Origin of the sequence: Oceanisphaera ostreae (assembly GCF_042676125.1) — a bacterium.
In the GTDB taxonomy this organism is placed as follows: Bacteria; Pseudomonadota; Gammaproteobacteria; order Enterobacterales; family Aeromonadaceae; genus Oceanimonas; species Oceanimonas ostreae.
Map to the genome: position 1 here is coordinate 1 of NZ_JBHTJS010000058.1, position 14,022 is coordinate 14,022.

Below are 14,022 nucleotides of genomic sequence, written 5' to 3' on the forward strand. Positions count from 1 at the left end.
AATGAATTACTGATGTACTTCTATTTCTAGGTGCACTTCACAAGACATTGAAAAAACAATATTTTTTTGTTCTCAACGACCTGCGAGTGCCCACACAGTTTGCTTGATAAATTGTTAAAGAGCGTTGACCGTATCTCAGGTCAGGGATGCGTATTCTACGCACTCCGTAGCATTCGTCAAGTGTTTGCTTCGAACTTAATTTCCGTTCTTACAAACCCTTGTGACCGTGAGCGACTTGCCCCGTGTCAGTGGATGCGCATTATAGGGAAGCCTCGTTTTAGCGCAAGGGCTTTGTAGCGATAAATAGCACTTTAATGGCCGACTGCTCAAACACCCAGCGTTAGCACAGGTTACACACAGAGTTACCCACAAAAAATAGCGATAAGCGGTCAGCTTTAAGCTGGAAGTTAAAGATAATCCCAGTACGAACTGAAAACATAAGGCCAAACCCAACCCCCAATGCTATTTTTTGCCACGGAACCCACAGAAACCACGGACAAAGAGCAATAACAGCAGCAATTAGTGAAGAGTGAAGGGAAAACCAACGGTTCCCACTTACTTACTCTGATGTTGGTGTTTCTCTTCCCACTTCACCGGTGTGTTCAGGTCTGACCAAGTAAGAATTCGTTCATGCCCTTACTATCTTCTTTTCCGTGGGTTCCGTGGCAAAAATGATCTTGGGTTTACTCTTGAATGTTGTTCCCTTCGCCCTTCACTCCTCCTCTTCATATCCTCTTCGCTTATTTTGATCCAGATCGGTTTTTTATCTGAAGCCACATATATAATATGCATATTAAATACCATTAAAGGTGGCAGCGGATGCAAATACTGGATACAAATAAAGAGAACAAAATATGGCCCTTGTTTAGGCTAGGCTTTCGGGTGTTCTTTCTAGGTGGTGCATTATTTTCTGCTCTGGCGATGCTGTTATGGATTCTTATGCTGTCTGGAGTGGACGCATTACCTGGGGTGCAAAACCCGATTTGGTGGCATGCCCATGAGATGTTGTTTGGTTTTGCTTTAGCCATAGTCGCGGGGTTTGTGGTGACGGCGATGCAAAACTGGACCGGTGTACCTGGCATTAAGAGCTGGCCACTGGCGATTGTTGCCGGCTTATGGCTATTACCTCGTTTACTGATGCCACTGCGCGGCGAGCTTAATCCTTTGGTGATCACGCTGGATTTATTATGGCTACCTATAGTAGCGGGCATGCTAGCTCTCCCTGTATTGAAGACGAAGCAATGGCGCAACTTGTTCTTTGTACCTTTGTTTATGTTTTTCACCTTACTGAACGCCCTAAGCTATTACGCTGCTATAAGTGGTAATTGGCTGCTGAGCGAGCGCGTTTTTATTGCTATGGCATTAGCACTTTGCGCGTTAATTACGGTAATGGGTGGTCGGGTGGTGCCCTTCTTTACTGCTCGTGCCACCAATACTGAAAAAGTAGCGCCGATATCGTGGTTAGAAAAGTTGAGCTTGGTGTCGGTTTGGTTGTCGGTGTTTGCTTGGTTAGCGTTGCCGCGCACACCTGTTACTAATGCACTGCTAGCACTGTTACTGGTGGTCGCAGCAGTGGCGCATGTTTATCGCTTATCGCGCTGGAATTACAAGTTAACCGGTACCGTGCCGTTGCTGTGGGTGCTGTACATTGGTTATTTATTTATTCCGCTAGGTTTGCTGACCTTGGCAGCTGCGCTACTAAGGATGGGCATTAGTGTGTCTTTGGCCAGCCATTGGTTAACCGCAGGTGCGTTAGGGGCTGTGGTGCTGGGTATGATTGCCCGAGTGTCGTTGGGTCATTCGGGTCGTAAGTTAGAAGTCACTCGTGCCATGGTGGTCGCCTTTGTATTGATCATACTGGCGGCAGTGTTACGTAGCGTGTTACCTATGATTGCCCCGAGTATGACCATGCAGGCTTATCACAGCAGTGCGGCGCTCTGGATTGCGGCCTATGGTATTTTTTGCTGGGTATACTGGCCGATACTGACACAACCTAGAGCTGATGGGCATCCGGGTTAAAAGAAAGCCGTAAGCGATCAGCTGTAAGCTATAAGTTAAACAAGAAAGCACCGAACTTTTGGGTTCGGTGCTTTTTTAGTTTTAGCCGTTTGGTTTATCTTTAGCTGGGTGCTTGGCGCCGGGCGCTCGGCGCTAAGTTACTGCTTAAAAATAAGTCCGTTCTCGTCGGTGTCTAGCGCTAGCGGTTTGCCGGGGACTACTTTACCGGACAGAATAGCTTGTGCCAGCGGGTTTTCGATTTTTTGCTGAATGGCTCGCTTTAAGGGCCGCGCACCAAATAGCGGGTCGAACCCGGCTTGGGTTAACTTATCTAACAACTGTTCGGTTACCGTTACCTCGTAGCCTTTATCTTCTAATCTCGACATCAAGCCTTGCAGCTGGATACGAGCGATAGACTTAATCTGCTCGACCGCCAGCGGATGGAATACCACGATGTCGTCAATGCGGTTGATGAACTCAGGACGGAACTGATGGCTTAACACGCCCATCAGCATTTCTTTCATTTCATCATAGGCGGTGTCGTGATTATGCTCTTGGATCAAGTCAGACCCGATATTCGAGGTCATGATCACTACCGTATTGCGAAAATCGACGGTGCGCCCCTGGCCATCGGTGAGACGGCCATCGTCTAATACCTGTAACAAGATATTGAACACATCGGGATGTGCCTTTTCTACTTCATCAAGCAAGATCACCGAATAAGGTTTGCGGCGTACCGCTTCGGTTAAGTAACCGCCCTCTTCGTAGCCAACATAGCCAGGAGGCGCCCCGACTAAACGCGACACCGAGTGCTTTTCCATAAACTCCGACATATCGATGCGCACCATGGCATCGCGACTGTCGAATAAGAAATCGGCTAGCGCCTTACACAGCTCGGTTTTACCCACCCCCGTTGGCCCCATAAATAAGAAAGAGCCCACTGGACGGTTAGGATCAGACAAACCGGCGCGACTACGACGAATGGCGTTAGATACCGCATCTACCGCTTCGTTTTGGCCGATTACTTGCTCGTGCAAGCTGTCTTCCATGCGTAACAGCTTGTCTTTTTCGCCTTCCAGCATCTTCGCCACCGGGATCCCGGTCCAGCGCGCCAGCACGTCGGCAATTTCTTCTTCGGTGACGCGGTTTTTTAGCAGGTGCTGTTCTTGCATTTCTGCTTGCCCAGCCAAGTCCAGCTGCTTTTCTAGCGCGGGAATGCGCCCATATTGCAGTTCAGACATGCGGCCCAAGTCGCTGGCTCGCCTTGCCACTTCGAGCTCGCGGCGCACTTGTTCTAATTCCGACTTGATATGTTGAGTACCAGCCATGGCCGCCTTTTCGGACAGCCAGATTTCTTCTAGGTCTGCATACTCGGCTTCTTTTTCTGTTAGCTCATCACGGATCAGCTGTAAGCGCTTTAAACTGCCTTCGTCGTCTTCTTTTAATAACGCCCGCTCTTCGAGTTTAAGCTGAATGATGCGTCGGTCTAGCTTATCCAGCGGCTCGGGCTTGGAGTCAATTTGCAAACGAATGCTTGATGCCGCTTCATCTATTAGATCAATCGCTTTGTCGGGTAACTGCCGGTCGGCGATATAGCGATGGGACAACACTGCCGCCGCCACTATGGCCGGATCGGTAATTTGCACATGGTGGTGCAGCTCGTAGCGCTCTTTTAAGCCGCGTAAAATAGCGATGGTATCTTCCACCGAAGGCTCGTTGATCAACACTTTTTGAAAACGTCGCTCTAGCGCTGCATCTTTTTCAATATATTGTCGATATTCATCCAGGGTGGTGGCTCCCACGCAATGCAGCTCACCTCGCGCCAACGCAGGTTTTAGCATATTTCCTGCATCCATAGCGCCTTCACCTTTACCGGCGCCGACCATGGTGTGCAGCTCGTCGATAAACAGGATCACCTGCCCTTCTTCTTTGGCTAATTCGTTAAGCAGTGACTTAAGACGCTCTTCGAACTCGCCGCGATATTTAGCGCCAGCAATTAACGCCCCCATATCAAGGGATAATACCCGCTTACCCTTTAGCCCTTCGGGCACTTCGTTATTAATAATGCGCTGAGCCAGCCCTTCGGCAATGGCGGTTTTACCGACACCGGGCGCGCCAATCAGCACCGGATTATTTTTGGTGCGTCGCTGTAGTACTTGAATGGTACGGCGAATTTCATCGTCACGACCAATCACCGGATCCAGTTTGCCTTGCTCGGCCCGCTCGGTAAGATCGATAGTGTATTTTTCTAATGCTTGACGGTTTTCTTCGGCATTAGGGTCGTCTACCTTTTGCCCACCACGCACATTTTCAATGGCTGCGCTTAATTTGTCTTTGGTGAGGCCCGCTCGTTTCAGCAATTCGCCCAGCTCACCTTTTTCATCTACCGCTGCCAGCAAGAATAGTTCGGACGAGATATAGGCATCTTTACGCTGCTGCGCCAATTTGTCGCATTGGTTAAGCAAACGTGCCAATACTGGCGACACTTGCACATCCATGTCGCCGCCGCTAACTTTAGGTAAACGGCCGAGTGATTTATCCAGCTCCGCACGCAAGGTGTTGCCATCCACGCCAGATGTGGTCAGCAAGGGCCGTAAAGTGCCACCTTCTTGGTTAAGCATGGACACTAATAAGTGTGCCGGCTCTATATAGGCATGATCACGCCCCACCGCCATAGATTGAGCATCTTGCAGGGCTAATTGAAATTTACTAGTAAGACGATCGAGTCGCATCAGATCCTTCCTCCAACAACTCGCCAGTTGACTGACGAGGAATTAAAATAAGTATTATCTGCTATTAAAGATGGGGGGTAATGGTCAAATATCAAGCTTTAGGGGGAAATAAGTTACAGCGCACAGCGCCAAGCTTCGAGCTAAACATAGTACTTTAAAAACCTTAAAGACTTTCTCGCAACGACTCTTTGCGACGAGAGCACAGAACCCACGGAAAAATAGTGATCAAATCTGAAAAGATATTTTATAAGTAAGACCAAAGAGACAGCTTATAGCTGCGGGATTGTCCTTACACAATAAATTTTTCACTTTTCGACCTTATCTCATCCTAATTTTTCCGTGGGTTCTGTGGATTCCGTGGCAAAGAAGGTTTTAGGTTCGGGTTTGATCTTGGCTTCGGTGTTTCTGTCTAGCTGGGCGCCGGGCGCTTGGTGCTCGGCGCTGATTTTATTCCAACCAGATCAAACTGGCTTGGCGGCCGGTTTGTTGATCTCGTCGATAAGAGAAAAAGCGCTCGCGGTCAGTATAAGTGCAATAGTCACCGCCATAACACTGCCTGACGCCAGCGGTCGCTAACCGTAAGCGTGCCAGCTGATAAATATCGGCCAGCCACTTATCGGCGATGCTGTCGCCGTGCTGCACAAAAGCACCGGCGGCCAGTGGCGAATAAGCCATAAATGCCGCTCGCACTTCGCCACCCACTTCAAAGGCAGTAGGACCGATAGCCGGCCCCAACCACACCATGACAGTAGCGGGATCAACCTCCATGGCCTGTAAGGTGGACTCTAATACCCCCGCCGCCAGCCCACGCCACCCCGCATGCGCCGCCGCCACTACCGTACCCGCTTGATCGCAAAACAATACCGGCAAACAGTCGGCCGTCATAATGCTACACACCTGCCCAGATACGTGGCTCACCACCGCATCGGCGGTTAAATTGCCTGTTGTATCGGGCAGCGTGAGCACTCGAGTACCGTGCACCTGCTCTAGCCATACCAATGGCGCAGACAAACTTAAACACGCAGCTAGCTGCGCCCTGTTTGCTTCCACGTTGGTGGGACTATCACCAACATGAGCCCCTAAGTTTAAGCTAGTAAAAGGTGCCGGGCTAATGCCACCGGCGCGGGTGCTTTGCGCCGAGAACACAGTAGCCGGTGCAGGCCAATTAGGCTGGATCAGGTCCATAACTTTAGGTCCACTGCTTTAGCGCCAGAACTTAAGTCCACACCAAGTCATCCGGATGGGCCGTGGTATCAGCCTTAAGTAACTCTATTAAGGCCACAAAGTCATCGGGCAATGGCGCTTGCCACTCCATGACCTCACCGCTAATCGGATGCTCTAAGCGCAACAATACTGCGTGTAATGCTTGGCGCTTAAAATTACGTAAAAAGTCTCGCAACTCAGGTTCAGCACTGCGCGGTAATTTAAGACGACCACCGTAGGTAGGATCGCCTACTAACGGGTGTTGTAAATGCGCCATGTGTACGCGAATTTGGTGAGTACGACCACTTTCTAGACGTAAGCGTAGCCGAGTGTGAGCCCGATACTTTTCCATTACTCGATAGTGCGTTACAGCTGGTTTGCCGGACGGCACCACCGCCATTAGAATACGCTGGGTGGGGTGGCGACCAATATTGGCATCTACCGTACCGCCGGAGGTCATATGGCCGATGGCCACCGCTTCATATTCACGGGTAATGTTGCGCTCTTGCAACGCCGTGACTAAGTGCGTTTGTGCCGGTATCGTTTTAGCCACTACCATTAAGCCGGTAGTGTCTTTGTCTAATCGGTGCACTATGCCAGCACGCGGCACTTCGGCAAGGCTCGGGCAATAATGCAACAAACCATTCAGCATAGTGCCGCCTGGCGTGCCCGCTCCTGGGTGTACTACTAAGCCTGCGGGCTTGTTGATGATCATAATGTCATCATCTTCATAGACAATATTAAGCGGGAGATCTTCGGGGTCGAAACGCACATCGTCTTCCAGCTCGGCGTTAATGAGCACTTGCTGGCCTGATACGACTTTAGCGCGTGGCTTATTGGCGACTTCGCCATCAAGGCGCACTTGGTCTAGCTGGATCCAAGTTTTTATGCGCGTACGGGAATAATCAGGGAACATTTCTGCCAACGTCTGATCTAAACGCTGACCGAACTGGTGATCGGCGACGGTGCCGTTTAATTCAATTTGCTGGCTCATAGTGACGACTGGTTACCAAATGATGTTTAATTGGGTATTCTAGCTGTTCTTGACGCTGAGTTAATCAGTTTCCGCAAACTTCGCGCTTAAATCGCAAAAATGGACTCTTTACATGGCTAAACAACGAAGCGTATGGCTCACTTTGACTCTCGCCTTGGCATTAACCGCCACCGGCTGCTCTAGTACCAAGAAAGACGAAGTACCCGATGAGCCGCCAGAAGTGCTCTATCAAGATGCACAAGCTCGCTTACAATCGGCTAATTATATCCGCGCAGCCGAGTTGCTAGAAGCAATGGACTCTCGCTATCCGTTTGGGGCTTACTCCAACCAAGTACAGCTTGATTTGATTTATGCCTACTACAAGCAAGACGATACCGCGCGCGCCTTGGCCAACATTGATCGGTTTATTCGCCTAAACCCTAACCATCCTAGCGTGGATTATGCGCAATATATGCGTGGCTTAACCAACATGGCGACCGATCATAATTTCTTTCAAGAACTGCTTAACATAGACAGAACCGACCGTGACCCTGCCTATGCACGCCAAGCCTTTGCTGATTTCCGTCAATTATTACGCCAATACCCCGACAGCGTGTATGCAGCCGATGCGCGTGCGCGCATGATAAGCCTGAAAAATCGTTTAGCTCAATACGACTTAGCCGTAGCAAAGTTTTATATAAAGCGCGGCGCTTGGCTAGCCGCCGCCAACCGCGCAAAATTTGTGGTTGAGTCGTATCCCGACACCGACACCCTGCGCCCCGCACTAGAACTCATGGTAAATGCCTATAACACCTTAGGCTTAACTGAAATGGCCAATAACGCCAAAGCGGTATTGCGCGCTAACTTCGCAGCCAGTTAAACACCTGCCAGCAACAAAAAAGCCCGCATCTGCGGGCTTTTTTGTCTTTACTGTTTCGTCATCTTATTGCCTGCCATCTACTTCAACACAATCACGCTGCGTCAACTTTTGCCACCAACCCCTCAATTTGCATTGCAAACTCATCAAAGCAATTGCAATAAAAAAATTACATGTCTTAAATAGCCTCGTTTGAGGAGCGCCGTTACTGTACGGCGAGTACTGTAGCTGTAGCTAGATCTAGGTACTCCCTCATACTTTCTTATTTCGCCTTTTGTCGCATTAGCCCGAAAGAAAAAGCGGGTATTACCCGCCTGTAGCCTCAGCAACACGCACACGCACACGCAGAGCATAGGTAAGCACCGAATAAAAACCAATAACAAGGAAAGAACTCAATGACGTTCAATAAATCACAGCTGGCTATGGCCGTTGCCATGGCTATTAGCTTCTCTGCTCAAGCGCAGACCACAACCAACTACGGCTCTCTTACTCTCGATGGCTACGCCAGCGTAGGCAGCGCCAGTGCCGACACCGACACCGACACCCGGAAGTTTGAAGACGAAACCTCCCCCATCAATGAAGTTTTCGAAAAAGCCCCGTCAGGCCCAATTGCCGTTTACCAAAGTAATAATGAGTCGCTGCTGGAAATCCGTAATGCTGACCTAAACCAAATGGATATGGACTTGCAGGATATCGACTCGAGCCGTGAGGAGTTCCTGACCACCGGCAGTGAGAGCACCTTCATATTTGATAATGTGACATCCAGAGCCACCATTATCGAAACCAACGGTTCTCACATCGAGCATAACGGAAGCGCGGCCGCCATCGAAATCAGCAACAGCAAGCTGGCCGGTGTGGAATTTGAAGTACTGCCTAACGACAAGCCAATCCCGGACATTTTTCTGGATCAAAAGGAGTTGCTGACCAACAACGGCGGCGAAATTGTTGTCGATGAATTTTATGACGACGTCAGTAAGACTTATCTTACCGGTGGCAATGCTATCGATATCAGCGACAGCAACATTGATGGAGTGATTATCAATGAAGACTGGAGTGGCACAGAGGCCCCGATGACCGGAGGTTTTATCGCTTCAACCGGTGACGCGGCCATTTCGGTACGAGATGCTGAATGGCGTGGTGGCGTTATCAACAGCTCGCGCAATGCGGTTTCCGAAATCAGCGGCGGTACTAACGGTATTGAGCTGATCGACACCAAGTTTGTCGGCGCTATTATCAACGAAGCTTTGGGTAACGATCCAGAAAACCGACCAGTGATTGTGGGTGATAAGCGCGCCATCCTAGTTTCTGGTGGCAGTTTCAAGGGTAATATCGACAACAGCGGTCTACTACAAGTTGGCCATGGATCCGGCTACTACCAAGAAGATGTCACCGGTGAGGCCGCCATCGTACTGAGCGAGACTCGCTTTGAAGGCAATATCGTCAATACCGGCGAAATAAGCAATGAAAACGAGTTCGGTTATAACAGTGGCAAAGTCGCCATTCTGGTTGAGCGTAGCCAAGTACTCGGCAATATTATCAACGATGGTCTGATTAAGGGTGCCATTGTCGTAGATGGCAGCAAGCATAACTGGACCGATACAGACGAAAATGGCCAGTCCGCTTGGACTAACACCGCTGGTCACGGCTCCATGAAGGGCAATATTGTGAACACAGGCAATATTCAGGCCGAGTATACGTCTAGCGCTATAGATATAGAGGGTGCGGACTTCGAAGGCAATATTGTCAACGAAAGTAGTATCAATTCAATGGGAAAAGGCGTTTCTATAACAGGTAACTTTGTAGGCGCAGGAACAACTAAACACAACAGAGAAGATGACAACTTTCATCATGAAAGTGCTTCAACTATGGGGATAGGTATCGCAACTGGTAATATTATTAATACACAGCATGCGAGCATTAACAGTAACGGTGATAGCTTATTGCTTGACTCCATAAATTTCACTGGAAATATAAAAAATGCTGGCAGTATTAATAGCAACTACGGCAGTGGCATTGCTATCCATGGTGGGCATGAACAATCGACGATTAGTTTAGATAAAAGTGAACTTCCTGAACAGGGAAGCGTTCATGGTGAGAGCTCAACTCACCGTAGTATTGTGTCCAAGATTGTAGGCAATATCCTTAACACAGAAACCGGCCATATCAATAGTATCTCCTCAGACTCCTACACAGGAGACAGTACTGCTATTTATCTGAATAGCGTTGATATGAAAGGCGACATACTAAATCATGGGAAAATCACAGCAAGCGGTAGCGGTATCGAGCTTACGGGCGAAAAAAATTATGTTCAAAAAGCTATCTGGGAAAATTTACTAGATGGTTACTTGGGCACCTACAAGGGCGAATGGGAAACTCAAAAAAGTACTTTAAAAGGGAATATCGTTAACAGCGGTAATATTAAGGCTGGTGAACATGCTGTAATTATAAATGAGGGTGCTGAACTTGATGGTAATATCATTAACAAGGGCAACATTCAGGGCGTAAAAAGCGGTATTACTCTGACCGGCGGATATAAAGAAAGCGGCGCCTACACGATTCTCGACACTTGGGAAGGCCCAAATATACGGGAAGAAGATCGCAGCCAGCTAGAAGTAATCAAACGCCCTTCAATCTTTAATGGCAGTATCGTTAATGAAGCTGAAAGCAGCATTCTGAGCCAAGGAGCAGGCATCGACTTGTCTAACCTAACTGCCAATGCCTCCATCACCAACCACGGTACCATCAGTGGTACTGAAACCGGTATTTATATAGCCGACGATGTGACCGGTAATCTCACTATCAACCAGTTGGCCGGAGAGCTGAATGGTGCCACCGCGCTGCGCATGAACAAGGTGACCCGCACCAACTACACCGGCGGCTCAATCAAGGGCAACGTGGATAACCACGGCGGTACCTTCTATGTTGAAGGTGATCAGTCCATCGTCGGTGACTATATGCAGACCGCCGGCTCTACCCTGGCCATGGGCCTGCACACTAAAACCAGCCTGACCGCCGACAATATCAACCTGGCTGAAGGCAGTAAGGTGTTGATCGATCTGACCAAGGGCAACCTTTATGTACAGAACGGCGAGCAGGTTGAACTGCTGAAGGTCAATGCTGGTGGTACCCTGACCGATACCGATGTTAAGTATGTGGTGAGCTCCAGCCTGGTGACAGTGGCCAACGCTGAGCGCAACGACGCCGGTAATCTGGTGCTGACCTTTGATCGCTCTTCCTTTATTGAGCAGGCACAGAAACATGAAAACGATGGCAAGCTAAGCGGACAGCAAGCTAAAAACGTTACTGTGCTGGCCGCTGCTCTGCAGAAGCTGGACAAGCTAGCCCAAAACAACCCAGACGTTGCCAAGTTGCTGAACAGCCTGGATGGCAGTCCCGAAAGCTTCTCCGCTCTACTACCAGACGTTTCCGGTGCCAGCGTAGCCGGTGCCATGAATGCCAGCAACCAGTCCAGCTCGCAAATTTCGGTTCGCGCCCGTGGTCTGGCCTCTGGTGATACGTTGGATAACAGCGGCTTGTGGATGCAAGGCCTGGTATCTAAAGGTCAGCAAGATAACCGTGACGGCAATGCTTATGATGTAAACAGCCATGGCTTTGTGTTGGGTGCCGATACCGAACTAAACAATGGCCTGGTGGTGGGTGGCGCCTATAGCTTTATTGCTTCAGAAAGCAAAACGGCCAACAGCAATACCGACTCTGACTACCACATGGCCACCGCTTATGCGGCACAGTCTATGGGGCAAATCTTGTTAGACGGTCAGGTGTACTACGCCTGGGGCGATAACGACGGTAGCCGTAACATTGGCACAACTTCTAGCTACGACAGCAGCCTGTACGGTGCGCGTGTAGGTGCTGGTTACCAGTTCGACATCGCTCCTGGTACTCGTTTAGTGCCGACTTTGTCTGTAGATGCATCTCGCTTGTCCGTTGACGGCTACACCGAAACGGGTCTGGCAGGTTTGAAGGTTGATAGCCAAAACTTCAACCGCTTCGAAATGGGTTTAAGCACCGAGCTAAGCAAAGACTATCAGTTGAGTCGCGCCATGGTTACACCTAGCGTTAACCTGGGCGTGTTCCATGACTTTGAAGCCGAAGCTCAAAACAGCACTGTAGCCTTTGCCGCCGCACCTAGCGAAACCTTTAACGTGTCTGGCACCAAGCCTGAGAAAAACCGCTACGTTGCTGGTGTAGGTCTAGACATCATGAGCGGTGAAAACCTTACCGTGAGTGCCGAGTACAACTACAACTGGAATGGCGATGGCTTTGACGCCAACTCTGGCGCACTGAAGTTCCGCTGGGATTTCTAAGCCGAAAAATTAGCGCCCGGCGCCCAGCACCAAGCGTCCAGTTAAGCTGAAAGCTAAACTAAGAAAAAGTTAAACACTAACTCTGTGATATAAATAAAAGCGAACCTTAGGGTTCGCTTTTTTGTTTGTTGAATGCAGGGGAGACCTAACCGTTCTGCTACGCAGAATTCAGCGCTCAAAGCGCGAAGCTACAGAAACATGCGGGGCTCTTCTTAACTGGGCGCTGGGAGCCGGGCGCTTGTTGTTTGGTTTTCACTCAACATTCAACACTAAAAATTCAACATTATTCATTTACCGCCGCAGGCTTTTTGCAGTGCGGAAAATGCCGACCAGTCTATCTGCCAAGGGCCATTGTGGTTGGCGTTGGTGACCTCATCTATTTGCACGCAGTGGCTATTTTGTATGCCGGCTAACTGCTGGTGCGTTAATTCAGGCGGTATTATTCTATCTTTACGGCCGGTGTAATGCAGCTGTGGTAAGTCTGCTAACGCTGCTAGTAGAGCTTGGTTATGGCCATAGTTTTCTTGTGTAGTACGATGAAAACGGTTGAAGCTCTCCGCGTCTAGGTTACCGGCAACCGTGACTAAGCCTGTTACTTGTGGCCCTTTCATATGCGGCTCTTTCACCTGCAGAAACTGGGCCGCTAACTGTATGGCAATGTTAGCGCCGCCAGAAAAGCCGATGAGTATGACTTCTTGCTCGCCAGCCAACTGTTGCAGTGCCGCTTTAATATCGGCGGTTTCCGCAAAGCGGCGATCGGTCCACACGCTAAAATGGCAACCGCGCGTGGCATCCATTAGATACTGGCAAGGGCGACCTAGATATAACACAGAGCTGTGTGTATCGGCGGCGGCTAATTTAAGGCCTACCGGGTCGTGAGGTGTAGGATCGAGGGATGGCAGATGGCTATTACGCCAAGCGCGGCCATCACCTTCTATATAGACATGTATGGGTGAGCCGGTTGCTATGCGCCCCCAGGCTTTAATCGGCAAGCGAGTATCTACCGCCAGGGCGGTTAAATTGCCTCGTGCGGCTAGCTGCTCGGTTTGTAAATTGCGCTGGGCTGCGGATTGAGCGCTGCAAGCGGTCAGTATTAAGCTGGCAAGCAAGAGAGCCGCAAGGCTAAAGCTGGTTTTCATAAAGACTCCATTCTTGATTCGAGAAAGCGCAGGCAGCGAATGCCGTACCAGCACAGCGGCTCGCCGTCGATGAGTACGGCGGGTTGTTGTAGCTCTTGTTGGGTGGTGGTTAGTTGCTTGGCAAAGGGATAAGGCTCGGTGGAGCACAACAGTATTGGATTAAGCGCTGCGATGTCTTCGAGACTCAGCTCTGGGTAATTAGACTCAAAGGCCAGCAGTTTATGGCCAAGACCTAAGTGCGCAAAGACCGAATAGATAAAGGTATGACGGCCGACGCTCATATAGGGCTTACGCCAAATCAGATACAACCAAGGCCGCTCGTCTGTTAACACTGAATTAGCTGCGGCGTCTTTGTGTGCGAGCAATGGCAAGGCGTCAGGCTCAATGGCGACGGGATGATTAAGCAGCCATTGAAAGCGGGCTGCCAGTTCGATTAAGGCTTGGTTGTTGAGCTGTTGCGCCAATAAACGCAGTGCGCTTGGCATATCTTGCACCGACTCCACATGAGTGGCGAAGTAAGGGTACGGGCAGCTGTCGGCCATTTCTCGGGTATTTTCTTCTTTATCGAAAATCACCAGATCCGGTGCCAGCGCGGAGACCTTGTCCCACTGCACATCTTTGGTGCCGCCCACTACGGCGATATCGGCCACCTGCTCTGCGGGATGAATGCAGTAACGAGTACGCCCTACTACATTAACGCCACAGGCAATCAGAGTTTCGGTCCAAGATGGCACCATACAAACCACGCGCATTTAATTCTCCTAAACCCTTTGGA

Annotated in this window: 8 protein-coding genes; 3 read left to right on the top strand and 5 right to left on the bottom strand. The window is 49.8% G+C overall.

From position 1 onward, the window contains the following. The first annotated feature begins 819 nt into the window (after positions 1–819). Positions 820–2,019 carry an NnrS family protein gene (locus ACFQ1C_RS13730; protein WP_379559237.1) on the top strand — a complete coding sequence of 400 codons (1,200 nt, stop codon included), beginning with the start codon at positions 820–822 and terminating at the stop codon, positions 2,017–2,019. A 137-nt stretch (positions 2,020–2,156) separates the two neighbouring features. Here the strand turns inward: ACFQ1C_RS13730 and clpB are convergent, their stop codons facing one another. From clpB to rluD, 3 genes are all read right to left on the bottom strand, one after another. Beyond that, entirely contained in the window at positions 2,157–4,730 is a 2,574-nt protein-coding gene (gene clpB / locus ACFQ1C_RS13735; protein WP_379559238.1) for an ATP-dependent chaperone ClpB, read from the bottom strand. A 447-nt stretch (positions 4,731–5,177) separates the two neighbouring features. Further along, entirely contained in the window at positions 5,178–5,915 is a 738-nt protein-coding gene (gene pgeF / locus ACFQ1C_RS13740) for a peptidoglycan editing factor PgeF (RefSeq protein WP_379559239.1), read from the bottom strand. A gap of 31 nt (positions 5,916–5,946) precedes the next feature. Then, positions 5,947–6,927, bottom strand: a complete 981-nt coding sequence (gene rluD, locus ACFQ1C_RS13745) for a 23S rRNA pseudouridine(1911/1915/1917) synthase RluD (RefSeq protein WP_379559240.1) — start codon at positions 6,925–6,927, stop codon at positions 5,947–5,949. Positions 6,928–7,039: 112 nt separating this feature from the next. Here rluD and ACFQ1C_RS13750 point away from each other — a divergent pair, with 112 nt between their 5' ends. Then, entirely contained in the window at positions 7,040–7,786 is a 747-nt protein-coding gene (locus ACFQ1C_RS13750; RefSeq protein WP_379559241.1) for an outer membrane protein assembly factor BamD, read from the top strand. A gap of 392 nt (positions 7,787–8,178) precedes the next feature. Beyond that, on the top strand, positions 8,179–12,108 hold the full coding sequence (locus tag ACFQ1C_RS13755) for an autotransporter family protein (RefSeq protein WP_379559242.1): 3,930 nt from the start codon (positions 8,179–8,181) through the stop codon (positions 12,106–12,108). Positions 12,109–12,395: 287 nt separating this feature from the next. Here the strand turns inward: ACFQ1C_RS13755 and ACFQ1C_RS13760 are convergent, their stop codons facing one another. Both ACFQ1C_RS13760 and ACFQ1C_RS13765 read right to left on the bottom strand, forming a co-directional pair. Next, complete coding sequence (locus ACFQ1C_RS13760) at positions 12,396–13,247, bottom strand: alpha/beta fold hydrolase (RefSeq protein WP_379559243.1); 852 nt, start codon at positions 13,245–13,247, stop codon at positions 12,396–12,398. Beyond that, a complete protein-coding gene (locus tag ACFQ1C_RS13765; RefSeq protein WP_379559244.1) occupies positions 13,244–13,999 on the bottom strand; it encodes an ABC transporter substrate-binding protein in 756 nt (251 codons plus the stop codon). Before ACFQ1C_RS13765 ends, ACFQ1C_RS13760 begins: the two co-directional genes overlap by 4 nt. Positions 14,000–14,022: the final 23 nt, after the last annotated feature.